Raw genomic sequence first — 25303 nt, 5'->3', positions numbered from 1 at the left:
ATCAATTGGTCAAAAGTACAGGCGATGTGGACTCAAAGATTTTCTCAGTTCCATTTCTTAGCTTTAAGATGGTTCTGGTTTTTAATTGGGATTTGTTATCTGGTTGAAGATCTATGTTTAGCCTATATTGTCCTAGTGATCCCTTAAATTCCCTTAAATCAGAAAGTTTTACGTTATCGTGAGTAGTTACCAAGTTAGAAATATTGGTTCCAGCTACCTTGTCACCAAAAGGTTCAAGAAGAATCATGGTTATACCTTGAATGTTTTGAAAATCTAAGTTTGGAGCGCAGGAAAGCGCATAGGCCACACCAGGAAAACTAGCAGTTCTAGATGATACTTCCGAGATGGCTTCAGATTCAATTTTTAGATAGATATTGAATTCATCCAGATTAACCGTATCAGATTCACTTGCATATTGATTGTTTTCATATGGCTCATAGAATAGACTTAAATCTATAGCATTTACCTTATATGGGCCGCCACATTCTCCGAAAGGACTCATATCCGGATCATCGCCACATCCAACAAAAATCATCATAGACAGGTATGCAGTAAGAATTGCCGCTGTCATTTTTAGCCTTTTTAATTTTAAAATAGTATACATTTTGGTTATTCTAATGATTTTCGAAATATAAAAACTAATTATACAGTAAAAATTAATCAAATCTAATCATCTATTGAATTTGAAAAGCGTTAATTCGTATTAATATATCTTAAACCATAAATTATGAAACGTGTAATACTCGGAATCGTACTGCTTATAAGTAGTCAATTTGCGATGGCTCAAGAAGAAGACACAAAATTGCCAACTCAGTCTGTTTATGTGGAATTGGGTGGAGCTGGATTGCCTTATAGCTTTAATTATGATTTCCGTTTTGATAAAACACGAATGGAGTCATGGGGAATGAGAGTTGGTTTTGGTGGTTATACTACGAACTATGAGTCATTTTTTTCATTGCCTGTCATGGTGAACAGGCTTATGGGCAAGGGGCCACATTACTTTGAAGTGGGGCTGGGAGCTACTTTTTTTATTTTTGATAATGATGGATACTGTGTAGATAGCATATATGATCCTAATACAGGAATCTCCACCTGCATTACTTATGAACCTTATTCTTATAGCTTTATCCTTGACGTCGATAGTTCACCAAGTATCATGGGTACCATGAATTTTGGATACAGAAGGGTCCCAGTTGATGGAGGTTTTACTTGGAAAATTAACATCAATCCAATTTTTAATAACAATGGATTCTGGCCTTTGTATGGTGGAGTAGGGTTTGGATATGCTTTCTAAGACTAGCAAATAGTTTATATAATTTAAAAATAGAATAGGCTATGGACAATGATTCCTTAGCCTTTTCTAATATTCAGTGAGAAGCCACTTTTTTATAATATCATTCTTATACTTTAAATATTGAATTCGTAATCTCTCTCGACCAAACAAATTCTTGTTTTATAAGCTGAATACCATTTTTCTCTACCCATTCTTTGGGCTAGAAGGTGATCTGTCTGTTGTTTCCAATTTCGGATAGAATCTAGGTTTGCCCAGTAGCTAATGGTTATTCCTAAACCATCTCTCACACTTTCATGTCCCAGATACCCATCTTGAGCCTCGGCTAAGCGTACCATTTCAGTTGCGGTTTCTTCATATCCTTCTTCAATTTCGGTACGCATATTTGAAAAAATCACTGCGAAATAGGGAGGGGCTGGAGTGTTAGCTATCATTTTTATATTTTAACTAAGGGTAAAAGCAAATGTAGCTGTCTTAGCTATATCTGCTAAACATGATTTGAAAATCTGTTTCTATTTCTTAAAATTTAAATTATCTAGCTAGCATAGAATTTTTGATGAACATAAGTCTTAGATAGATTTTTATTCAGTATTTGTTCCATGCTAAAGTTTTAATCTGATGATATAATTAGATTAAGTAATTGAATTAAAGAAATGAGAGCACTTTTGAATCAGCGTCGATTGCAGAATAGGTATTAAAAAAAATCAACAGTTAATTCTGAAAACCTTCTGTTTATGAAAACAAAACAAATTAAAGTTCGATTAGGAGCATTGGTTCTCTTAAGTTCAACTTTCGCTGCCTTAAGCTCTTGCGATACCAACCTAGAATTGGTTCAATCTATCAATGAAGAGTTTACCAACATAACTACAATAAAGATCGAATCATCTTTCCTGGATGTAACCTATTTAGGTAACCCAAATGCAGAAACGGTTCAACTCATTGGAGCTTTGGAGTCCAGTAGAGCAGGACATTATTCTATAGAATACAAAGTTGATCAAAATAAATTGATCATAGAGGTAGAGAGAAATGGTTCTGGTGCAGGCAACAACCGTGGTTACATTAATCTGACAGGACCAGAACTGATGAATATAGATCTGGAAGCTGGGTCAGGAGAGGTTATGATTAGCCAAGTAATTGCTGATGAATTCGAGTTCGATGGAGGTTCCGGTAATGTGGAGCTATCAAATATTAGTGCGCCGCAACTCGATTTGGAGCTGAGTTCTGGTAAAATCAATGCCTACGATCTGGTAGGAAATGTTGAGTTGGAAATTTCATCAGGAAATGCTACGATTTCCAATCTCGAAGGAGATTTAAACGCAGTAGGATCAAGTGGAAAATTTACTTTCAAAATGATCAATGGAAAAGTAAACACTTCTTTAAATTCTGGAAATGGAGATTTGAATGGAGTTCAGGAACTAGGTATTCTGAAGATTTCATCAGGAAATTACACTGTAAATGATTCTTACCTCGGCGCGAATACAAGGTTTGAAGGTTCATCCGGGAATTTTGACATTCAGACAGATTCAAATTTGAATGATTTTAACTTTGATTTGAAAAGCTCCAGCGGGAACTTAAGAGTAGGAGAGAGCAATTCCTCCGGGTCATTAAAGATAAATAATGGTTCTCCTTATACCGTGTCAGGTGTTGTGTCAAGTGGCAACATCATGATAGTAAACTAAAAAAAATAGATATTTTCAAATCACCCAGAAACCCGGCTTCGTCCGGGTTTTTTATGCTCTATTTTTGTGGAAATGTAACAAACTGTAGGGGCCAAAAATTTTTCGCTCTGATTCTAGATTAGTGCGAAGTCAAACGGAACTTCTTTAGGTCCAAATCGCAATACCTAAATCTGATAGCAGAATTAAACCTACTAATTCACTTGTCTAAAAAATCACTTGCATTCCGCCAGTAACCCCTCCATAACTTCTGTAGATGCCATTTTTAGTAGTTTTCTCCAGGATATTCCAACCATTAGTGAAGTCTTCTTGACCTGGATCTAGGAATGCAAAATTGAGGCTTGGACCGGCAAAAATGCGAAGATGATTGCCAAATCTAAAGCCGGGAAATAGTCTAAAAGATTGGATATGATTTGATGTTAGCTCAAAATCGCTAGCTGTCATGGATAGAAATTCCAAATCAAGGGAGAATCTATGATCCGGAACCAGATGAATTCCAAGTCCAGCTTCCAGTCCAATAGGAGTATCAATATCTCGTAGATTATAAGCAAGGCCTAAAATTCCATACATTTTTCTTCCCCCAGATTTGAAGTTTAGATGGGAAAAGCTTGATTCATCTAGGCTTACTGAGATTCCCATTTCACCATTTTGAATGAAGTTTAATAGGCCAAGCGAGTAATCATTTTCTTCTGCAATATTGATCAATGCGAATTGAAAGCCATTCACTTTTTTTGCTCTATTTACAATCGATGAAATCTGATAATTAACTTCACCACCAGCGAAATTGGTAATCCCAGCTAATTGATAACCAGCAGAGGTTGATGCATTATTGACGATTCCAGCGAGCTGAAAAGAATTGGAAGTTTTGGCCTGATTCACAATTCCAGCTATCTGAGGACCAGCAGTTTCTCCCACTGTATTGATGATTCCTCCAACTTGGAGTCCTCTCACATTCCCCCGCACATTGTTATATATTCCTCCAACCTGTAATCCATCTACATTTTGGTAGACAGAATTGTAGATTCCGCCGACTTGAACTCCTTTCGAACTTCCACCAACCAAGTTAAATATCCCTGCTACTTGTAATGATTTGACATCTCTTTTATTGATGTTGAAAATCCCTGCGACTTCCATTCCCTCAATGCCCGCAGTATACCCACCGATTAAATTCAAAGAAAATTTGCTGATGGTTTGGCTACTGAACATTCCTTTGGTACTTAACCCAGGAATAAGAGACATTTGTACTGGGCTTTCTGCAAAAAAACTTCCCATGTTGATGCCTTGTAGCCTTTGCTTAAAACCGATAAATGCTCTTCCAAGAAAACTCTCTTCCAGCGCTTTTGTGGAACTGTCGCCGGGAATGTATCGGAATCTGTTATTTTCCTTATCGGCCACAATGCTGACGGTAGGCATTAGCAAAAAAGAGGTGTCCCGGTAGTTTTCCTTACTTAAGGTGAGCCAAATCGAGGAGTTCTGTTTTTTGTATTTGAGTTTAAAATACCCGTCTTCATCGGTTAGGGTAGAAGCAAGGCTGTTTTTATCATAGATACTTGCTCGGCTCACTACTTCATTAGTCCGGGCATTTTTTATGTAGCCTTTAACTGTGACTGTTTTAAACCTAGTCTCCATATCCGCATCGAGATCCAGTTTTTCCGGCGCATAGCGAATGATGATATAGCCTGGCAATTCTTTGTATTCATAGGAATCCCCTAATTCATCCAGAAGAAACTCTCCAATCGTACCTGAGAATTGCTCATTTTCGACTGGCTGATCCAGCTGAAGTAAAGTGCTTTCATAAGAGAAATAAAAATTGTTCTGCTCCGAAAGTGTATCCAATAGTTGTCTAAGACTGAGGTCGTCACTTCGCTGAATCTGGATTTTCTTTTCCAGCATCATCTGTGAGAAGCCATTCACAGAATAAACTAAGCATAGGATAAACAGGAGAGAACCCTGAAAAAGTGCTTTATTGGGCAGCATTACAATCTTAGGATTAAAAACAGGAGTTAATTTAACAAAGTAAGGACTATGATTTTTTCAACCATAGTCCTCTATTTTTATAAAAACTTCTAATTATTGGATAATGAATTTACTATCCCGTTGGGAAATGTTAAGGTTTAGGGTTTCACTGAGAACCTCAAGATTTTTGCTAAGTGAGCCATATTCCAAAGTTGTGGTAATAGGTAAAGTCTTTATTTCCTCTCTGTTTATTTCTATAGTCGCACCATATGCCTCACGCAGGGTAGCCACCAACTCTTCCAAAGGAATACCATCTGCTTGAAACTTCCTGCTGACGTAATAATTGTAGAGTTTATTGGATGGTAGCGTTTTGATCATTTCCCCAGTCAGTTGATTTACGCTTAGCTTTTCATCTGGTTTAAGCACTTCTTTTTTACCATCTATCTCCACTTGAACAGAGCCGCTAACCACGATTACTTCTGTAGTATTTTGGGATGTTTTGACATGAAAACTCGTACCTAAAACTGTTATTTGAACCTTCTCATTCTGGATTACAAACGGCTTGTTTTCATTCCTTTTCACATCAAAAAAGGCCTCTCCGCTTTTCAGATTAACTTTTCTTTGGGTTGCAAAAAGCTTTTGTGTATAGTCTAAGGCAGTATTCTTATTCAGCGTGATCTGCGTTCCGTCAAGTAATGATACTTCGATAGGAGAATCTTCTGACTGAAGTTCAACCGAGCTAAAATAAGCTCTTCCTGATTGTGGAAGGAATGCTGAATAGACCCAAGCTGATACAAATAGTAAAGTAACTGCAGCTGCTACTCTAAACCAGTTGCTCTGTAAAAAGCGCTGGTTTTGTTTTGGCTTAGAGCCCACTTTTTCATTTCTAAGTTCAGTGAATCTTTGCCAAGCCTTATTTTCATCCACTTCACTTTTATCAAGTAGGATCTTGCTTGAATTCCAAACCCATTCGATTTCTTCAAATTGCTTTTGGTTCTTCTCATCTTCAGAAATCCATTCCTGTACAGCTTTGGTTTCCTCCGAATCGCTTTCCTGAAGCAAATATTTGATCAATTTTTCTTCGTTCATGGTTTCCATAGCTTTATAGATTTAACAAAAAGATCAAAAGCAACGGTAGAAACTCTGCAAGTTCCATCCGCAGCGTTTTCAGTGCTTTTCCCATATGCGCTTCCACCGTTTTGATGGAAATTTCTAGCCTGTCGGCTATCTCCTGATATTTCAGTTCCTCAAACCTGCTAAGGTTAAATACCATCCTGCATTTCTCTGGCAGTTTCTCCAGCGCCAATTGAAAGCGCTCATATAATTCGTTTTCCTGTCCCTTAATCTGCTCGCCGACCTGCTCAGGTTTGCCCTGAGTCATTTCGTAGTGTGCATGGTCCCAATGCTTTCGTTTCACTTGTAGATGCTTGATGTGGTTCAGACTGTCGTGGTAAACAGCTCGGTAGAGGTAAGCCTTTAGCGAACTGCTGATTTCTAAGGTTTCCCGCTTTTCCCACAGCTTAAGAAAAACGCTCTGTACGATTTCCTCGGCAGTTTCCGATTCTTTGAGAATCGCCATGGCATAAGCATGCAAAGCCTTAAAATAGGTTTTGAAAACGGCTTCGAATGACTCTTCATCAACGAGTGTGGGAGTGTTTGACGGATTTAAGTGTATCTCAGTCACCTTCAATTTTTTGATGCTTTCATAAGTATGACAAGCTGAACAGAATTTACCCTTAGTGCATATAGTAAAAATATGGGATTATTGGGAAATGTGGTATTTGCTGGATGTCCGATGTCGGGTGACCGATGCAGACTACATCGGTCATCGGGCATCCAACATCAAAAACTTTTTTTAAAACCTCACATTAATTCCCGCAGTAAATCCCAATATCGCAGCGTGGTAATTTTCTCTCCAAGTCTCATCCCAAATTGTCAAGCCAGTATGATCTACAGCTTCAATATCGCTTGAGTGCATATAGGAAAGGCTAGGTCCTGCAAATAGATGAATGCTCCTAGTGATCTTCAAAGTAGGAAGTAATTGAAAGCTGAATTTGGAGAAATCATTGCCCTCAAAATCAGTTAGGTATTTGCTGACTCCTTCTGCATCCAGACGAAAATGGTTCGTTTCAGCCAAATTGAGTCCTAAGCCGACCTCAAATCCGTATTTCAAATCTTCCACTTCCAAGTTGGTGCCCAAGCCAACAATTCCGTAAACTCTCTTTCCTCCAGAGCGGAAAGTCAGGAAGGAATTGAGGTTTTCATCGACAGAAACACCCAATCGATGATCGCCATTTTTCACAACATTGATGAGTCCGATAGTGACATCACTGCTGTCCGCGATATTGATCAGGCCAATTTGCATACCTTTTACAGTTTTAGCTTGGTTAACTAGTCCGGCAATCTGAATTCCCTCAACTTTTTCGGCCACATTTGATAACCCTGCGATTTGAATTCCTTTAACTGATTTAGAAATACTGGAAATCCCTGCGACCTGTCCTCCGTCTATTTCTGGTGAAATACTGGCGATCCCAGCCACTTGCATTCCCATCACTGATCTAGACAAACTTGTGATTCCAGATGCTTGAATTCCGTCAATCTGATCAGCAATATTTGAGATTCCCGCAAACTGAGCTCCATTTACCAATACTGCCTTATTGAAGATACCTGAAGCCTGGAATGCCGAATTGCCTAGGTTTATATTACTTAATCCGGCTATCTGAGCTGCTTCGCTAGCTTCGGAACTTTGGTTCAGTAACCCAGCAACTTGTAGTCCTATTACTTTTCCGGAGACATTATTCCAGAGTCCTGAGATCTGGGCACCTTTCACATCTCCTTTGACCATTCCTGCCAAACCATAGATAGCAGCTCCATTTTCTCCTCCCGAAAGGCCAGTAAGTACATGGAAACTGAAATTATTAGTGTAATTCAAAGCCTCCGTTCCATGCGTGGAAATAGGGTAGAAAAAACCAAGGTGAGCTGGACTTTCCTCCTGAGCAAATGCGGTTGAAAATAAGATGAAGAGGAAAGTACTTAAGAGGGCGATTTTAAATGTGAATGTTTTCATTGCGGAAGTATTTGATTAGATCTATTTTCTCGTGAAAAACAAGGATTAGCTGTATTCTGGAAATAGAATTATAGAAGGGGGATGTGATTAGAGTTGTGATGAAATTCAATCGAGAAGTAGGGCAATCAATTGAGATGGGGCGTCCACATTCATGACTTTATGGTCATCAAGTTCAATGTTCAGGGCGTATTCCAATTCGAAAATCAACCAATTGAGGGAGATTTTGTCCATCCTTAGATCAAAGATGAAATGATCGTGCTTTCGGGCTCCAGTTAATACGATTCCGTATTCGCTGAAGACTTGAGTGATTTTTCGGAGTTGGCTATATTTTCCCATGTTGTCATTTTTGTGATGTTGTGTTTATGACAGCTGAGGAACTTACTACCCTTAGTTAGTTTGGAAAAAAATAAAATTTAACCGCAAAGCACACGGAGGAATACGCGGAGAGCTACAAATATTAGCTGAAAAAATTAGTTAAGGCTTTGAATCTTATTATTAATATTTTAATGAACGAGTACTTTTGGTTAAAAAATTAATTATAGAGTTTGGTAACTATTCCAAAGTCTTGAATTTTGGAATAGTTACTTTTTAAGGCATTGATTTGTACATACAGTTTTCTACCATTAATAATAGGATTTGGGAAACACTAGGATTGAGGGAGCTTTGGTCACCGGTCTTCGGTCGAGCTGAGCGCAGAGGTTATATCTCTTGGCTAAGTTGCTGAAAAGAACATTCTTTACAATCCAGAAGCAATTGATTTTAAGCCTCTTTCTTCAATTAGTGTATCTCTTACTTTAAGTGTGCGGAAAGCTTTGATAGGATCAATTGCTCCACCTGATCTGCGGGTTGCTTCGGCGAGCAAAGGACGAAGATCTGTTCTATAAGCATCCTGCAAAATCTCCTGAGCTCCTGCCACGTCATGTGTTTCCTGGGCACCTTCCAAGGATTTACTATCTACCAATAGCGCCTGGGAATAGGCAAGTTTGATGGCTTGAACAGATTGAATTAGATCTTCCATTGGATCCTTTAGATTGTGACTGGCGTCGATCATCCATGAAAGTGGGGGATTATTCGTTTCGCTAAAGCCTTTTACCAGCTCCTGGAAAATCAGGAATAATTGATACGGTTTAACACTACCCACCGTCAGATCATCATCTCCGTATTTAGAGTCATTGAAGTGGAATCCACCCAATTTCCCTTCGGTCATCAACGTTGCCACGATCTGTTCAATATTTGTATTTGGAAGGTGGTGACCAAGATCTACAAGCGTATAAGCCTTTTTACCCAACTTATTTGCCAATAGGAATGAGGTTCCCCAATCCTGAATCACCGTGCTGTAGAAGGAAGGTTCGTAAGGTTTATACTCAATAAGGAGTTTCCAGTCTTCTGGCACAGCCTTATAAATTTCCTGCAAAGACAAATGCGTATTCTCGAGTGCTTTTCTCAAACTATGCTGACCTGGAAAACTGCTTCCATCAGCCAGCCAGACGGTTAGTGCTTTGGACCCTAATTTATCACCAATTTCAATTACCTGCTTGTTATGCTCCACTGCCAATTCACGGACGGCATCTTCTGAATTCGCCAAAGAACCGAATTTATAGCTATGAGCTTGGTTTGCCTGATCCTGAAAAGTATTGGAATTCACTGCATCAAAGCCGATTCCAACTTCTGATGCAGTCTCTTTGATGGCTTGGTAATCAGTTGGGATATCCCAAGGAATATGCAGGGAAATGGCGTTGCTTGACTGATTGAGGGTATGAATTATGCCTACATCCTGAATTTTCTGGATTAAGGTTGCCGGTTCTCCACCTCCTGAAAATCTCCCGAATCGTGTTCCGCCTGTTCCCAGCGCCCAACTTGGTATTGCGATTTGTAAGGCTTGAAGCTTGGAAATCAGTTCTTCTACGTTGTTTCCTTTTTTGTCTAAGCTTTCGGCAAGGAATTCAAAGCTTCGGGAATGCTCATTGCTTTGAGTTTTATTTTGATCTTGTATTTGGTCGAGCGTAAGTTTCATGGATTTTGTTTTTTAACCGCGGAGGACACAAAGGTCACGCAAAGGGCGCAGTAATTTTATAAGTTAATTTAGCAGTTAGACTGCTTCTTAAGAAATTGTTGTTGTCCTGCTTCTCCAGAAGCTGGACTTTGCTGGATCATAATCATTCATTTTTAACCGCAGGAGAGCACAAAGATTATGCAAAGGACGCAGTCTTATTTTTCAAAATTTTCGTTTTCCTAAAGTTGTCATGCATCTCCAGAAGCTGGACTACTGATTAGTTGTCAGTTTCCTCCTTTTCATCAGAGCTATTCATCCAAAAAGAAGCGGAAACAAACCATACGATCGTCCCAATTAGCATAAGTGTTTTGGAAAGTTCCGGGCTTATGATTCCCTTAAAAACCAGAAAGGAAGGAAAAAGAGTAACTGCTAAAGCTATAAATGATATTATTTTAAGTAATGATTTCATAATCAATAGCTTAATTTGGTATAGGTTGCTGCGTTTATGATGGTTTTCTTTTGAATAACCTTTGAAGCGATTAGGTAAACAATCACTGCTACAAACCAACCTGGAAGTCCTAGGAAGAAGATTTCAATTCCCCCATAAATATTAAGCCCTAAACAGAAGACTAGTGAAATTGCCCAGGTAATTCCTACTGCTGGATTGAAATGGGATTTGGTCAACTCAGCATAGTTGCTGGCCAGACCCATTTTTCGAAGGACAAAAACATCAAGGAAAATCACTGCTCCGAGTGGCATCAAAATCAATCCGTAAAGTGCCACAAATTCCAATAGCTGCATCACCAAGGCAGGGAAACAGGCAGCGATGGTTGTCACCAAACCTACAAATAATGTCACCTTCCAAGTTTTCCATTTTGGGTTAATAGATTGAATTGCCAAACCGGCTCTGTAAAGGGTAGGGTTTGCAGTTGTCCAGCCTGCGATAATAACGCAAACAGCTCCTGCAATTCCTGCAGCTTCATAGGCGATCGGTCCTGGTGCGAAAACCAAACTTCCTTTCGACTCAATCAAGAATAAGGAATACAAAATTCCAGAAGCCATCCAGGCGATAAAGTGTCCAAGGAAAACACCCGTAGCAGATGAAAATCCATAGGTCCATTTCTTTGCGTATCGAAGCAGAGACATATCAGCCATTCCTATATGCATGCCCATGTTACAAAACCAGGCAAAAAACATAATGTGCCAGAACGTAAACTTGCTTTGACCTTCCAGAGGTACTCCATTCCAAATGGTGCTATCCGCCACAGGCCAAAAGTCTGAGAATGAATTGATCCCAAGTCTAGGTAGTACACCAACTGCAGCGGCAATAAATACCATTATCATCCAAGGAGCAGCGATATTGGCGAATTTTGAAATCACATTGAAGCCAAACATGGCTACAACAGTAGTAATTGCACCTATTCCGAAAACTGTAACTACCCATCCCACACTATTAGGGTAAACATCGGTGAGTGAAGGCATCTGAAGATTAAAAGGTATACCAACTGCCGTAGCTGAAACTGCGATCATGGAACCTGCGAGAAAGCAGAATAATGCAGCGTTGACTAAATTATAAACCAGCGTAAATCGGTTTCCAGCGATTTTCTCCAGTTGGTAGTAAAGCGTAGTTCTTGTCTTGACCGCAACTTTTCCTGTAAAAAATGCCCAGCTGAGTACGGCAAGAATATTTCCAACAATCAAGCCGCTAACCAGGTCTCCAGCTGAAGCACCATGAGCTACGAAAAGTGGCCCAAGCACAAACTCAGTTCCTGCGGTATGCTCTCCGGCGTAGGTTCCGATAAAGCTTTTCCAGCCTTTAAGTTTGTTTTTGGGAATGGGAGTTCGCTCGTATTCATTGACAGCTTCTAGCCGCTGCTTTAGGTTTTGGGTTGATGACATAGGTTTTCTTTTGGGCTTGAAGTTTAAATTATACCAGCGACAGTTGTCAAGTATCCTGTGCTATATGGGTGAAGAGTGCATTTAGTTTTTATTTTATTTGATTATCCCCAATGATGCCAGTCACCTTAGATTCTTTGCTTATCAGGTTGGAAGACCGATGACCGAAGACGGAAGTGGCCTCAATTTTTAAGTTTAACATATCTTATATTGCTTTTGACATCTTACTGATAGCAAAGCGCATATACATAATTTTATACATGGTTTCCTTTAAATAAGTCTCCTACCTGAAAAGTACAATAAGTACTGGGGGAATTGACTAACTCTAGCGTAGAGGCTACTTCTGCCTGTCCCTCCACTGCGGGAGTCTTCCGACTTCGGTCTTTTAGCCTGCAAACCAAAGAAAACAAGTACAATGGCATCATTGAGAATTAAGATATTTAGATCTAGTCAAACTGTGATATCTGAATTTTCCCGCCCAGGCCAGACGGCATGGTTTTCCAGTTACTCGCGTCAAATTGTTTATAATCGATATTGACAAAGTTGATTTCATGGTAATTTCTCCATTCAATGCCATTTCTATCCAGATAGCGAATGCTATTCGCCATCAGATTTGCCACTTCTATTTTGATTGTATTTTGACCATTTACCAACTGCTCAGTGATATCCAGTTGGTAAGGGATACTCCAACTATTACCGGCATATTGTCCATTGATCCAGATTTTGGCAGATTCATATACCTTGTAAATAGTCAATAAATAGTGCTTTCCTTCCGACTTTTTGAAATCAAATTCAGAGGAATATGTCGCCTGCCCTGAGAAATCATTGGCTATTGAATCACCATTATTCGTCCAAGGTTTGATTTGGTCCATAGATTGGGCAAGAGGAAGTTTTGGTTGACCCTGAGTGAAAGTGAGTTTCCAATTCTTGGAAATATCTGTGGTAGATGCTGATTTGCCGTAGTCTGGCCAAGCAGGTATATCTAGATCTACCTTGTCATTAAAAGTCTTGAGGAAAATTGATTCGCCAGATTTTAGGAAAAGGGTAACTCTTGTTCCATCTGCTGTGCTTTCTGAAGAAATAGTGCCTCGCTTGCCTGTCAGGGGATCCATTGCCATCACTGTTCCTGCTTTGGTATTCAGGGAAATGGTTTGGGAAATAGTAGTAGCGCTATGGTTTACAAGAAAGTAATACGTCCCATCAGCTACTTTTCTACGGATAAAACCCAATCCTGAATCCACTAGTTTTTCCCTGTAAATTTCTAACTCTCCCAATGTTTTGCTCAGGTCGCTGGAAAGGTAGATTTCGCCTTTACCAACATTTGATTTTCCTCTTTCAAATGCAATAGAACCCCATAACTGATTGAAAGCACTTTCTTTTGACTCTTGGTCAGCATGATATCCTGGAATAGATTTTGGCTTGGATTGAAAGATTACATTTGCTCCATTTTCCGCTAGTTTGAGAATGTTCTGTAGCGTTTCGATAGGCATTAATTCGGTCTCAGGAATGATCAAAACCTTGGCAGAATTTTGAGCTGAAGTTTGAATCAATCCTTTGCTAACCTGTGATTTTGAAATCATATCGTCTGAAATAAAATCCAGAGAATAACCAGATTCCATCAATTGCTTGGACTGTTTGTAAAACTCTGTGGGATGTAGCCATTCGTCCACAGCATGTACAGTGATCATTTCCATTTTACCTTTTGGCTCCGCCCAAACGTCATAAACGGGCCAGTAAACAAGCAATTCATTGTCTGCTTTACCGGATTGCAAAATAGCCTGTGATCTAGCAATGAAGTCATTGAATCCGTTGAAATGTGGCCAAAGACTATTTTGCTGGGTAAGATTCAGCGAAGCGTAAAACAACCAACCTGGATAGGAGACATCTTCGGGACTGTAAGTGACCCCATGGTAAAAAATGTGATTCACACCGGCCAAAAATGCCTGCTCCACCTCGGGCTTCATCTGGGAGAATGATGATTTGAAATGCTCTCCAAGCCAAGTGAAAGTCTCAGAAGAAACAAGGTTTTTGCCGGTCAAATGAGCTGCGGAAGAGGCAAACTTTAACATGATTGGATCTGGATCAACATTTCTGATATCCGCACTATCTCTTCTTAAGCCAGGAATAGGGAAGTAGCTGGATCCGAAAGTCTCGCATTCCGGAATATCCACCGATGCGTAAAGATCGAGCAAATTTCCCGGCGAACCGTGAGCTTGATTCTTGGTAAGTTTAGACTGACTATGCGCCCAATTTGTCCAGTTTTGGGTGAAATTAGTTAGCAGAAGATCATTGATTGTTTCTCTATAATCGGATTTTACCCTTCTAACTATTTCAGAATCATCTTCACTTTCCAGATAGGGAAGAAACTCCTTCAAATCGTAACCTCTCCGCTTTTCAAATTCATCAAAAAAGCTAGCTGTAAAATCTGCTCCATAGACTTCGAAGCTGTCATTATAAAATGAACGAATGCCGTAATCTTTTCCGGCAAATGCCTTTTCAAAATATTCATTGTATGAATCTACCGCTGATTTGCTGAAGTGATCTAGCGTGAAGCCAACTCCACCAGGTGCCGCCCGCTTTACCATCTGACCAGTTTTGTCCAAGAAAATAGCTTTGATCTGGTATTTTCCGGCTTTATTCCAGTTCAGTTTACCACCCTGATCAACATACTCGGTAATTTCTTTGGCATTATTATTCGCATCATAGGCCATCACGGCAACTAATTGCGCATCAGGCTGAGAGTCTTTCTTCTTTTCGAAAACGATTGGAGTCTCCAGTTCTTTTCCATCTACTTTCTCATAATTCTGAATTACCATGCAAGTTGCAGCATGCTCTAGGCTCACCTGAGGCCCTCCATAAGGCCATCCAGTCCCCTGAGTCATATCGACTCCCATCCCAAGTGCATGTGCCTTAGTGACCGTAAAATCCAACATGCTGAGCCAGTCTTCAGACAGAAGGTCTATGTATCGATCTTCATATCCTTTTGCTCCATAAATAGGAGCGATTTCCACGCCGCCAAGTCCTGCTTCATGATAGGTTTCAAGCAGATTGGATAGATTCTTTTCATCCACAGCATTTCCCATCCACCACCAGCGAGTCCAGGGTTTAGCCGTTTGAGTGATCTCAGGCCATTCACTTGAAGCTGCAGTTTTTTTACTTATCTGTTGAGAACCTAAGAAAAGAAGTATTGATAAAAGGAAGAGTAGGATTTTGAACTTAGCGTGCATTTTGGGTTGGGTTATTGAAGTTCGAAAACGTTGGGAAGGGCTACTGAAATAGGAGAATTATCAGGATTCGTTTCCATGATGTCTGCCATGTATTTCCACCATCGTTTCACAATTTCTGTGCTTCCCAAGTCTTGGGAATTTGCATTTCCATCTATCACCTGATATGCAAAAAGATAGGATGTCTCTCTATCCAAAAATATCTGATAATCAATGATTCCTGTATCCTTGAGTAAAGTAACTAATTCAGGCCAGATCTCACGATGTCTTCTTTCGTATTCTTCTTCGAAACCTGGAATTAGTTTCATTCGAAAGGCTAGTTTTTGAGGCATTTTGGTTGAAGTTTTTAGATAGAATTGATGAAACTGCAAAGCACTTTTGTTTCCAAACTATTCATTTTTCAAGAATTCTTTTAGACCTATTTCATCTAGACCATTAATGGCCTTAGCTACAATCTTTGCATTCAGTTTGGCTCCTTCTTCTATTGTATGTGTGTGATCTGAGTTATTAAAATAATGAGCTTTTACATAGCTTTCTCCCAGCTCATTATATTGATCCGCCACTAACTGGTTTAAGTCAATAAATGCCGTTTTGGTGTCTTCAGCCACTTGTTTTGCCCAAAGTCCATAATCATTTTCAGCAGTAACAACCTTCCCTTCTTTCCAGCTATTACGAGGAATAAGTGAGCAAACGATAGGAGTGACGCCTTTTGCTTTTGCCGCCAAAATCATCTGCCGCAAATACTGCCCATAAGAATAGACAGTTTCCTGACTCTTTGTGATTGGATTGTAAATATTTTCAGCTTCCAATCCAGCACTTTTGATCGTGCCTCGAGCGCGCGCTTCATCGTCTAATGGACTGGAGTCATTGTGACCAAATTGCATGATCAGGTAATCTCCCGGCTCCAATTTATCCAGAACCTTCTGCCACATGCCGTAGGTCTGAAATGTACGGCTACTGGTGCCACCCAACGCATGGTTTTGCACTTTGATCTTTTCCTCATCAAAATAAGGCGTTATAAAATCTCCCCAACCCCAAAGTCCACCTGCTCCATCGCCTTGTCCATTTTTCACAGTAGAATCGCCGATTAGAAATAGAGTAGGCTTATCCTTTTTCAAATAATCTTTCAAATCACAATCCTTCATCTCTTTCAATCCTTCAGTGACTGACCAAGCATTGATTCTGGCTCCAGCTTCATTTGTATGGGTATGATCTCTCTCAAAAAGCCCTTTCACGACTTCCTGACCCCATTGATCGTATTGATCTGCTACTATTGAATTGAGGTCAAGGAAGAATGCGCCTTTACGCCGTGCAGCTTCTTTTGCCCATTTTCCAAAATCCTGATTGGCTCTTTCTACATCTCCATCCTGGAATTTATTGCGGGGAATCATGGAGGCTACGATAGGAATAGCGCCTTTAGCTTTTGTCTCTGTGATGAATTTCTCCAAATACCACCCGTAGGTATGAACAATTTCTTTAGTGCCATCTGGCCAAGTAAGTTCCTTGGTTTCATCTCCCATTCCACGCAAAACACCTCTATACCCAGCCCTTGTTGTATCTGGAACAGATCCTTCATTGTGGCCAAATTGCATGATTACATAATCGCCAGGTTTTAGAGTCTCCAGCACTTTTTCCCATCTGCCTTCTTTGATAAAGGTTCGGGTACTTCTGCCGGCCATGGCTTGATTGCTTACTTCAAGCTTGGTGCTGTCAAAAAATTCCTGGAGGACATTTCCCCAACCTCGTTGTAAATTACCTTCCCCGCCGTTTCTGACGGTAGAATCACCGATTAAGTAAAGCGTTTTCTTTTCTTCCTTGTACTCGTGAAAGGCGGTGAATAGGAGGGCTAAAACAAGAATTAAAAAGGGTTTGATAGGGGTGTTGAATTTCATTTTTCACTAGGATTTGCAAAAAAAGGTGTTGTTTTTCACTGACCTAATGTAATGAAGAAAATTTTTCGAACTTGCCTGTGCTGACCTTTTAAAGGTGTCAATATTCATTTTGCCTATGAAATTGACTGAATACAGTTGAATTCTAAAAAGGAAATATCAGCAAGGCATGCTGTCCAACAGTATTGAAATCCCGCCAAACGCGATTGAGTTCGGTATGGGTTTTTGCAGCTTCCAATCCGGAGAATGGATAAAGTTTACCGTTTATTTCTCTGCAATGCTGGGTAAGTTTTCGGCTTATTTTGCTGACTTTTTTCAATCGCGAATCAGAGATTTTACCTTTTTGCTCCAATTCTTCCCAAGAAGAATTCACTTGACCATAAAACTCATCTCTCAGCTTTTGAAGCTTTTTATCTTGTTTGGTTAGTAGATCCTGGAAGTACCTGAGGTGTTTTTTGTCATACTTTCTGTACTCGTGTCTTTTCCAGAAAGATTGCTCAATCAATTCTTTCAGATGTTTGGAAATACCCAGAATATTCGCAGCTAAGGTTGCCTCGGCAAGTTGAAGGAATGGATATTGGTATACAGGAGCTTTGAGTTGAGCTTTGTTGGGAAGGATTTCAAAGCATCGATTTAAAGGAACACTTAAGTTTTCGCATCGAAAGGCATGACTTCCTGTGGCTATCATCCCCATATAATTCCAGCCATCAAGAATTTCTACGTCTTTTCTATCCAAAACAAAGGCTTTGACTACCGGCTTTCCTTTTTTATCTAGTAGTGCTTTTCCTTCTTCGAATATCTCACAGTTTGCAGTGAGATGTGTAGCATGTAAAGCTCCAGAAGCATAGGTCCAGCTACCGGAGATGAGGTAATTTTCTCCGATTTTATCGGCTTTCCCACCCACAAATCCGCTTCCAGCAAGACATAGTTTTTCATCAGGAAAAATGTCTTTTCGAACTGACTCATCCATAAATCCCACAAACCAAGCTGCGCCAGCACAAAGCGTTACTGTCCAGCCCAGACTTCCGTCTAGTTTGGCTAGTTTTTCCTCGATTTTCAGGGCTTCAGGTAAGGTGCAACCCAAACCACCAAGTTCTTCAGGAACGAAAATCTTGAACCATTTTTCAGCATAAATCTCAGCAAGCCATTCCTCTGGAAGATACCCGAGGCTCTCTGCCTTTGCGGCTAGTTCGTGATTAAACAGATTTGAGTTGTTCATGGCGTTGGTCTAGTTCTTTCTTCCAATCGAAATATCCGAAAATAGCTACGACAAAAAGGAAAATGGTTAGTAATGAGATTAAAATCAGCTCTTTATGGAAGAGTAAAGGAATCGCAATCAGGTTCGACACGTTCAGCCAAATCCAGTTTTCAAGCTTTCTTTTTGCCAAAAGCCACATGCCTGCCCAGGCAGTAGATGAAACAAATGCATCTATGACAGGAACATCGGAATCTGTGAAGTTAGTAAGCATGAAATAGAGAAATGCCCAACCTCCAAGTGCAATGGCCCAGGTGATTTTCTGTTCAGAAACTGAACTTCGGGAGATTTGGGATGCTCCTGATTTGGATCTGTTTTTCCACATCGTCCAACCATAAATACTCATGATTAGGTAATAGGCGTGAAGTAAAGTTTCAGCGTAGAGCTTGGCATCTACAAGCAGGAACCCTGAACATAAAATACCGATAATACCCGCTGGATAGAGTAGGACATTGTTTTTGCGGGCGAGCAGGACTTCAGTCACTCCAAAAGAAACGGCGATCCACTCCAACAAACTGGTAGCTTTGATCTGCTCAGCGAGCAGACTCAGGTCAATAGAAAATAACATTTGAATAACGTTTTATGATTATTCAAAAAAGGGAGAACAGTAATCTAATCCCTACGCCGGCATTACCCGGATCAGGTGCTCCCGATAAATCGGGATGGGTATGATCTCAGCCCGTAACTTTTAGGGCACCCCTTATTTGATTTTGCTAATATAGTTAGGTTTTAGTTTTTGCGTCAAAAAAGGAAGAAAGAAATCCCGGGAAGATTCGATTACCATTTATAAAAAAAATACTATGATAATCTGCCGAGATGGATGTCGGATTAGACTGGTTGATTATTTGGTGGGGAAGACCGAAGCTAAAAAACTCCCGCAGTGGCGGGACAGGCAGAAGTGGCCTCAACTTATATGTTTATAATATAGTATTTTACTTTTTTCTCTTTACAGTAATATAAGTGGATATGCATGTATAAAAATGAAAACGATGGCGCCTCCTCTCGTCTGTGGTTTTTATTGATCCTACTACTCGTTAGTTGAATCTATTTTGGGTCTACTTGTTGGGCCTTGATTAACGCGTATGAGGCTTAATAAATATAGTAAACTTTTGGTGACCTACAGCCGGTCGATGGAGGCATCATCGCTTCTAATATCTATGGGTTTTAATCCTCGGATTTTAACTTGCCATCTTCGTCAAATGTCATTGTATGTGTTTGACCTTGGGCGGTCAAAAAGCTAATTTCGTAGTAAGTTATTCCATTTTCTGAGAATTCCCGTTTACTCTGGATCTTATCTTCGGAGATTGCTTCATCCTTAGCTATTACTTCTAGGACTGCAGATGGTAATTTTACGGAGTCTGCAGTGTCCATAGCGCCATCCAATAAGGTTCCGTCGCGTTTTACCATATTGGTATCATTCTCATGCACAGCTCCACTCATTTCATTTTGAGCTTCGATACTTTCTGTATTGACATCGTCTTTGTTTTTTCCGCATGACATGCTGAGACATGCGATCATTGCTGGATAGATAACTAATTGAGTTCTCATAGTTGTGTTGTTTTATAAATACATCTTATGTGAAAAATGTATTTATAATCCACTGGCAAAATTCTACCCAATTTGATAGTAGCTGAAATAAATGAATATTCTGTCCATCCGGATTTCGGAATAAAATTCTGAAATCTAATTTTTTAATTGAATTTGCAGTTTAAAAAGAAAATTTTGTTTGCTTTTAATTAAAAACCTACTGAATTGTCAAAAATAATAATTTAGGAAGACGACTTTTAAGAACACATTTTACGGTAAATAATTTGCTTATAATCTGCTCATTTTGATCTCTTTAATACCCAAAATGCGGAGAATAAAGATGGCGATTTTGAATGCTCAGATCGAGGAATTTACCTCTCAGAATTAACGTATTTTGTAAATCACTTAACAGTTAGGTTTCGCGTCTGAAAATTTTATGCAATTGTTTTATGTCCTATAATTCATTTTTGGCTGAATCGCCCATATTTGAGTTCCTAGATGACTTTTAAGGTATGGTCTTTGGAATTTTCCAAATGATAACTTAACCAATGAATCATGGAAACTAAAAATAGCGAACTATTCAATGCTGATGGATTGACACGGATTATAGGTGAATACCCAACAGATGGGATGTTTTCCAGACCAGGCCCATTTTTGCTGGCAAGTGCAGGTATTCATGGTAATGAACCAAGTGGGATTCTGGCACTTCAGCGCGTGTTCAAAAAACTTAAGACAAGTAAACCATTTGTTAAAGGTAGACTCATAGGGGTTTCCGGAAATATGACAGCTCTAAAGAAAGGGGTAAGGCTAATAGACAAGGATTTGAACAGAGTCTGTACTCCGGAATTTGCTGATCGGCTAAAGTCGGGAGAAATAGCTGATTTTCAGGAAGGATCTGAATTTCATGACCTTGCGGCTATAGTGGAAGCTATAGAAAATAACAAAAAGCAGGAGAAGTTTTTATTTATGGATTTGCACACTACGTCATCCAGGACGCCTCCTTATATAAGTGTTAATAAGAAAAAGGAAAATTTCGACTTCGCTAAGAAAATGCCTTTGCCCGTGGTAAAAGGAATTGAAAAATTTATTCCCGGACACTTCGATCATTTTTTAACATTGAAGGGACACACAGGGTTTACCATGGAAGCAGGTCAACATGATGATCCCAAATCAGTAGATTTTCATGAAGCAGCGATTTGGGTGGTAATGGTGGATAATGGAATGCTGGATAAGAGCGTGATCGATTATGCCCATTATCATAATTTGCTAAAAGAATCATCGCCTACTAGGGATAACTTTGAAGTTACCTATAGGCTAAATCTCAAAGACGGATGTGAGTTTGCTATGGAGGAAGGATTTGAAAATTTCTCGGAAATTAAAAAAGGCCAGCTTTTGGCAAAGTTAGACGGTGAGAAAATTCTCGCAGATTCAGACGCAAGAGTATTTCTACCTCTTTATCAACAACAAGGCTCCGACGGTTTCTTTATCGTAATGCCTGCAGATTAGTTCAAACGAAAAAAACAGGTAAAACTAATGGAAGCTTTCCCTGTCTGTTTTATGTGTGAACACTTTTCTTCAATTAAAGAAGCAAAAGCAATTTAGAATTTGTCTCATTTTAAAATTGAGGCTACTTCAGTCTTCCGTCTTCTGACCAAAGATGTAAAGAATCTAATGAGACTGGCATTATTGAATAAATTTTAAAGAGCGATCTATAAATCCAACGTCGCCAAATAAGCATTTGGCAGATTGCCATCGTAATACCTTTGATATTCCACTTTTCGCTCCAGTGCGGCAATCATTTCTCCACAGAAATCTACTCCTTCCAATCTGTGCATCGCATTGATACCTCCTGGACTGTCGAGGTTGAGTTCCATGATTTTGTCTCCCACGATATCGATACCTGCCAAAAACATTCCATCGCGGACTAGTTTTGGGCCAACTATTTTACATAGTCTTCGGATATCATCTGTGATTTCAGCATGAATAGCTTTTCCTCCTGTATGCAGATTGCTTCGGATGTCGTTGCTATTAACTCTATTAATTGCAGCAACTTTTCCCTTTATCTGGAGGATTTTTCCATTCATCATAATCACTCTGATATCTCCATTTTTGGCAGCAGGTAAATATTCCTGGGCAATCACAAAACCATATCTGTTAATAGTTTCTACGATCTGATTCATATTCTTGTCAGAGTCCACCAGAAACACGTCTTTTCCTCCGGAACCCTGGAGAGGCTTCAGGATGATCTTTTTCTTCTCTTTCTTATAAAATTCTTTGATCTCCTCTGAATCCCGGCTGATTATTGTCTTAGGGCGAACTTCCTCAGGAAAATGTTGGAAATACATTTTATTGAAGGAAGACATCAAGGAGTAAGGATCATTTACGACCAGTACTCCATTTGCCATTGCTATCTGGCCAAAGATCATTCCGGCGGTCTGTGCCCAGGCACGCTCCCCAAATTCCTCGCAAGGATTGTTTCTGAGAAATAATACATCCAAATCCGCGGAAGAAATACTTACTTTTTCAGCCTGTGGACTATGGATTGCATCCATGTATTTTTCCAGACTTCTGAATTTAGTTTTGGGAGCTTTAGTTGCTATCGCTCCCATATGACCGTTTTCAAGATAGCTGAGCTGACCTACAGAAATAAGGTAAACTTCATGCTCGCGATGAACGGCTGCAGATGAGATCATGGTGGTGCTGTAAGCAGCCGTTTCGGTCTCGATTTGATTTACTACTATTCCAATTTTCATATAATTATAGTTAGTGGTTTAGTTAATTGACAAGCTCGGGAAGGTCCATTCCTGCTTTAAGTTTTTCCAGTCTTTCTTTTGCAAACTGGGTTTTGAGATAGGAGGGGAAGAGCGGGGAGGGTTTAATAATTCCTCTGATCCTTAGCTCCTTAATTAGTGGGATGTGCTTAAAACCAATTTTGCCTACATACAAAGGCTCAAGTTCCCCACCATTCTTTAGGTATTCCACCAGTTTGATCAGACCTCTGAGGTAGATTATATCTTTGGTACATCCGCCGCCTTGATATGTTCGGGCTGTTATTTGGAATGCCTGCTCGGGTGACATTGCATAATCTACCGTGAGTGTTCTATACGTTTCCTCGAAAGTCTGACCTTCGGTCAAAGTCCTACCAGCAATCACTCTTGCTGCAAGGATTCTCAATCGGTTATTTGTCAATCCACCTACAAGGTATTCTGCTAATACTGCTAGGCCTTCCTGCAGCTCATCGTAGTCTGCAAACCCGCTGCTCATCTGACCAAATGGTTGCATTTTACCATTGTAGAAGGTAAGCACATGTGTACTTACTTCGTGATGGACCAGTGCCTGAACCCTATGCTCAGGAACTTTGAAACTTTCACCTATGTAGAGTTGTCCTCTGGAAACAAGCATTCCTACTATGTCATGTTTGACTTGCACTTTGGCATCCAATGACGGGTAGACCTCCCTGTATTTGGAGATCTCTTCAGTGCAGATTTTCGCGAGATCGTAGCAATCTATCCATTTGACATTTTCATAATTATCGGGTGGAAGTGTTTTCAGAAGATATTTGGCAGTTTCGTAGAGCTCTACCCCAGGCGAGCTGAACAGGCGAATGCTGCTGTACATAAAGTTCTTTGTGCCACGCTCTTTCAGCATTGTAATCTGCTTTTCCAGTTCCTCCCGCTTTTCTGTGTACAAAAACGCCAGCGTAGGATCTTCTATATCCCTTAGATTGATGGAGAAAAGTTCTTCCTTCAGTCTGTCAGGATCTACAGGTAGATTTCTGTAAAGGAATTTGGGATTGATTTTATGCTGCTTAGCGATGAATTCTTCCTTAGCCTGAAGCGTATTAGTAGGAGAGATAAGCATCAGAAATTGGTATTTTGCTTCTATCTCAGATAGCTTTTTATCGACTTCCCAAACCGCATTGTCGATGGCTGTACTTCCCAATCGCTGATAATTTTCTATATCAAAAGATGTCTGCACTCTAAGAAATTCGAAAATCGATTTTCTAAGGATTCCGGAAAAAGCCCTTTTAAATTCCTTGAACACCAGGTAATAAAACTCGCCTGTAAGTTCATTTTGGAAGAAAGGAGGAATCTCCAAACCCATCAGATAAATCCCAGCCTCCTGACATTGCTTTAGCGTTAGGAAATCAGAGATACCTTCCGGATGTCTGATCGTAGTTTCCTCAACCTTTACATCCAGTGTAGGTTGGATTTCTGTAAATTTCTTCAGGCCATCCTGAAAAGCTTTCACTGTATTTGGAGCCTTATCTTTTGCTGACTTGATGATAAAAGATGTGCTATCAGCTTTGCCTATCCATACCTCCAAAAGCATCACACTTCCATAATCATCAGCGATTTCCTTAGCCAGTTCTTTGACCAAAATTGCGGTATCGCTGTTATTATCCGTGGAAGCATCCGCGATCAGATAGGAGCTTTCCGTTGCTACCAGATCTGAAATAGGAGACCTTTCATTTTCTCTATATCTATGAATCAATAAAAAGGGTAGTCGCCGTTCTATCTTAAAGCGGTTTTTCTTGCCCAATTGCATATTAAGCGCATTACCTGTTTTTAAGGCATTAGAAATAGCATCTTTTGTCTTCTTATTGATCATATCTATTTGTCCTCATCTTCATTACTCTGACTGTAGGAATTGTTTTCTTCGTCCTCAGAACCTATTTCTTCCTGCTCATCATCAAGTTCACTTCCCGGTACATCCAGTTCCTCTCCGGCAAAGTCAACTCTTTCTTTTCTCTGAAGTAAAAGCTCATCATCTCCATCATCGTCACTAAGATTTGCACTTCTCGGTCCTAATGCATCCAGATCTTCTTTTGTGACTTTGGCTTCTTCTGCTAGTTGCTCGGTAGTTTTTTGGATGGAGTTCTTGTGGTTTTCTGAATTATTCGTAGTCATGTTAAATACATTTTAGTGTGGGAATAGAATAGGCAATCAGGATGCCCTTTGAATTTGTGACTTCTTTAAAAAAGTTAAATCTAGCCTTACAAGCCCCATAGCATGATTGTGCGTGAATTACGGAGGATCAGCTTCAGATTAAAAAATGCTTGGTATGGACTCTTGAGTAGGTTTGTTCCCAGTTTGGGTAGGGAGGACTAGCAGCGCTACAATTTATTTTTGTGTCCATTTTTAAATACGACTTGTAGCCATTTTTTTCTTATTCTTTTGATCACGAATTAAGCAGCATATGTTCTCGGGTCACCAAAGCATATGGTATTAAGTGACTACATAGTGCTCCAATTTTTCGATAGCCCCTGGTTTCAACTGGGGGTAAAGAGATAAACAAATGATTCACCTCTGCCCAATATCGTCCTATGGAAACGTACGTTGATGTGGGAGGATGGAAATGATTCCAATTATATTTTACCAAACCACCTGTGTCCATCAAACCTGGTCCCGATTCAAAAGCCATTCGTGAAGACACGAACGGCGGCAAAGGGAGTGATATTATGATTACATGGAGTGGATTTGCAACAAAAAACTGGACAATAGATTAAGCTGCTTTTGATTGATATGA

General features: G+C 39.8%; 22 protein-coding genes and 1 riboswitch. Of the genes, 3 read left to right on the top strand and 19 right to left on the bottom strand.

The genetic code is table 11. The features are described from left to right. Nucleotide 1: 1 nt before the first annotated feature. The gene (locus AACZ73_RS16230) at nucleotides 2–571 is read right to left on the bottom strand and encodes a hypothetical protein (RefSeq protein ID WP_339879450.1); all 570 of its coding nucleotides are present in this window, start codon (nucleotides 569–571) and stop codon (nucleotides 2–4) included. 156 nt (nucleotides 572–727) lie between these two features. Between AACZ73_RS16230 and AACZ73_RS16225 the strand changes: the two genes are divergently transcribed. After that, nucleotides 728–1294 carry a hypothetical protein gene (locus AACZ73_RS16225; protein WP_339879449.1) on the top strand — a complete coding sequence of 189 codons (567 nt, stop codon included), beginning with the start codon at nucleotides 728–730 and terminating at the stop codon, nucleotides 1292–1294. Between the two features lie 113 nt (nucleotides 1295–1407). Here AACZ73_RS16225 and AACZ73_RS16220 read toward each other — a convergent pair whose 3' ends face one another. Next, nucleotides 1408–1725 (bottom strand): antibiotic biosynthesis monooxygenase, encoded by a 318-nt coding sequence (locus AACZ73_RS16220; protein WP_339879447.1) that lies wholly within the window; start codon nucleotides 1723–1725, stop codon nucleotides 1408–1410. A gap of 300 nt (nucleotides 1726–2025) precedes the next feature. Between AACZ73_RS16220 and AACZ73_RS16215 the strand changes: the two genes are divergently transcribed. Continuing rightward, the gene (locus AACZ73_RS16215) at nucleotides 2026–2970 is read left to right on the top strand and encodes a DUF4097 family beta strand repeat-containing protein (RefSeq protein ID WP_339879445.1); all 945 of its coding nucleotides are present in this window, start codon (nucleotides 2026–2028) and stop codon (nucleotides 2968–2970) included. 204 nt (nucleotides 2971–3174) lie between these two features. Here AACZ73_RS16215 and AACZ73_RS16210 read toward each other — a convergent pair whose 3' ends face one another. The 14 genes from AACZ73_RS16210 to AACZ73_RS16145 all read right to left on the bottom strand — a co-directional run bounded on the left by AACZ73_RS16210 (nucleotide 3175) and on the right by AACZ73_RS16145 (nucleotide 19795). Continuing rightward, nucleotides 3175–4944, bottom strand: a complete 1770-nt coding sequence (locus tag AACZ73_RS16210) for a hypothetical protein (protein ID WP_339879443.1) — start codon at nucleotides 4942–4944, stop codon at nucleotides 3175–3177. Nucleotides 4945–5037: 93 nt separating this feature from the next. Continuing rightward, nucleotides 5038–6021 (bottom strand): FecR domain-containing protein, encoded by a 984-nt coding sequence (locus AACZ73_RS16205; RefSeq protein WP_339879442.1) that lies wholly within the window; start codon nucleotides 6019–6021, stop codon nucleotides 5038–5040. Nucleotides 6022–6025: 4 nt separating this feature from the next. Then, nucleotides 6026–6607, bottom strand: a complete 582-nt coding sequence (locus tag AACZ73_RS16200; protein ID WP_339879441.1) for an RNA polymerase sigma-70 factor — start codon at nucleotides 6605–6607, stop codon at nucleotides 6026–6028. Between the two features lie 171 nt (nucleotides 6608–6778). Next, nucleotides 6779–7990 carry a hypothetical protein gene (locus tag AACZ73_RS16195; RefSeq protein ID WP_339879439.1) on the bottom strand — a complete coding sequence of 404 codons (1212 nt, stop codon included), beginning with the start codon at nucleotides 7988–7990 and terminating at the stop codon, nucleotides 6779–6781. A 105-nt stretch (nucleotides 7991–8095) separates the two neighbouring features. Continuing rightward, nucleotides 8096–8326, bottom strand: coding sequence for an acyl carrier protein (locus tag AACZ73_RS16190; protein ID WP_339879438.1), 231 nt, complete (start codon nucleotides 8324–8326; stop codon nucleotides 8096–8098). A 400-nt stretch (nucleotides 8327–8726) separates the two neighbouring features. After that, nucleotides 8727–10004: a sugar isomerase gene (locus tag AACZ73_RS16185; protein ID WP_339879437.1), complete on the bottom strand. Its 1278-nt coding sequence runs from the start codon at nucleotides 10002–10004 to the stop codon at nucleotides 8727–8729. 256 nt (nucleotides 10005–10260) lie between these two features. Further along, entirely contained in the window at nucleotides 10261–10452 is a 192-nt protein-coding gene (locus AACZ73_RS16180; protein ID WP_339879436.1) for a hypothetical protein, read from the bottom strand. 2 nt (nucleotides 10453–10454) lie between these two features. After that, the gene (locus tag AACZ73_RS16175) at nucleotides 10455–11882 is read right to left on the bottom strand and encodes a hypothetical protein (protein WP_339879435.1); all 1428 of its coding nucleotides are present in this window, start codon (nucleotides 11880–11882) and stop codon (nucleotides 10455–10457) included. A gap of 443 nt (nucleotides 11883–12325) precedes the next feature. Next, nucleotides 12326–15106: a glycosyl hydrolase gene (locus AACZ73_RS16170; protein WP_339879433.1), complete on the bottom strand. Its 2781-nt coding sequence runs from the start codon at nucleotides 15104–15106 to the stop codon at nucleotides 12326–12328. An 11-nt stretch (nucleotides 15107–15117) separates the two neighbouring features. Then, on the bottom strand, nucleotides 15118–15435 hold the full coding sequence (rhaM, locus tag AACZ73_RS16165) for an L-rhamnose mutarotase (protein WP_339879431.1): 318 nt from the start codon (nucleotides 15433–15435) through the stop codon (nucleotides 15118–15120). Nucleotides 15436–15492: 57 nt separating this feature from the next. After that, the gene (locus tag AACZ73_RS16160) at nucleotides 15493–16995 is read right to left on the bottom strand and encodes a rhamnogalacturonan acetylesterase (protein WP_339879429.1); all 1503 of its coding nucleotides are present in this window, start codon (nucleotides 16993–16995) and stop codon (nucleotides 15493–15495) included. 142 nt (nucleotides 16996–17137) lie between these two features. After that, the gene (locus AACZ73_RS16155) at nucleotides 17138–18211 is read right to left on the bottom strand and encodes an acyl-CoA dehydrogenase family protein (protein ID WP_339879427.1); all 1074 of its coding nucleotides are present in this window, start codon (nucleotides 18209–18211) and stop codon (nucleotides 17138–17140) included. Continuing rightward, complete coding sequence (pnuC, locus tag AACZ73_RS16150) at nucleotides 18189–18815, bottom strand: nicotinamide riboside transporter PnuC (protein WP_339879425.1); 627 nt, start codon at nucleotides 18813–18815, stop codon at nucleotides 18189–18191. Before pnuC ends, AACZ73_RS16155 begins: the two co-directional genes overlap by 23 nt. A 30-nt stretch (nucleotides 18816–18845) precedes the next feature. After that, a riboswitch (TPP riboswitch) is annotated at nucleotides 18846–18958 on the bottom strand. Between the two features lie 453 nt (nucleotides 18959–19411). Continuing rightward, complete coding sequence (locus AACZ73_RS16145) at nucleotides 19412–19795, bottom strand: hypothetical protein (protein ID WP_339879423.1); 384 nt, start codon at nucleotides 19793–19795, stop codon at nucleotides 19412–19414. Between the two features lie 534 nt (nucleotides 19796–20329). Between AACZ73_RS16145 and AACZ73_RS16140 the strand changes: the two genes are divergently transcribed. Beyond that, nucleotides 20330–21280, top strand: coding sequence for a succinylglutamate desuccinylase/aspartoacylase family protein (locus tag AACZ73_RS16140; protein ID WP_339879422.1), 951 nt, complete (start codon nucleotides 20330–20332; stop codon nucleotides 21278–21280). A 203-nt stretch (nucleotides 21281–21483) separates the two neighbouring features. Here AACZ73_RS16140 and AACZ73_RS16135 read toward each other — a convergent pair whose 3' ends face one another. From AACZ73_RS16135 to AACZ73_RS16125, 3 genes are read right to left on the bottom strand one after another with little or no spacing between them, the layout of a single operon-like run. Continuing rightward, nucleotides 21484–22527: a glutathione synthetase gene (locus AACZ73_RS16135; RefSeq protein WP_339879421.1), complete on the bottom strand. Its 1044-nt coding sequence runs from the start codon at nucleotides 22525–22527 to the stop codon at nucleotides 21484–21486. A gap of 22 nt (nucleotides 22528–22549) precedes the next feature. Then, nucleotides 22550–24385: a tyrosine/phenylalanine carboxypeptidase domain-containing protein gene (locus AACZ73_RS16130; protein WP_339879419.1), complete on the bottom strand. Its 1836-nt coding sequence runs from the start codon at nucleotides 24383–24385 to the stop codon at nucleotides 22550–22552. A 2-nt stretch (nucleotides 24386–24387) separates the two neighbouring features. After that, a complete protein-coding gene (locus AACZ73_RS16125; RefSeq protein WP_339879417.1) occupies nucleotides 24388–24684 on the bottom strand; it encodes a hypothetical protein in 297 nt (98 codons plus the stop codon). Between the last annotated feature and the right edge of the window lie 619 nt (nucleotides 24685–25303).

The sequence above is a fragment of the uncultured Algoriphagus sp. genome (assembly GCF_963974835.1).
GTDB lineage: Bacteria > Bacteroidota > Bacteroidia > Cytophagales > Cyclobacteriaceae > Algoriphagus.
The sequence above is the reverse complement of the archived record's forward strand: the minus strand, read 5'-3'. Positions and strand labels throughout refer to the sequence as shown.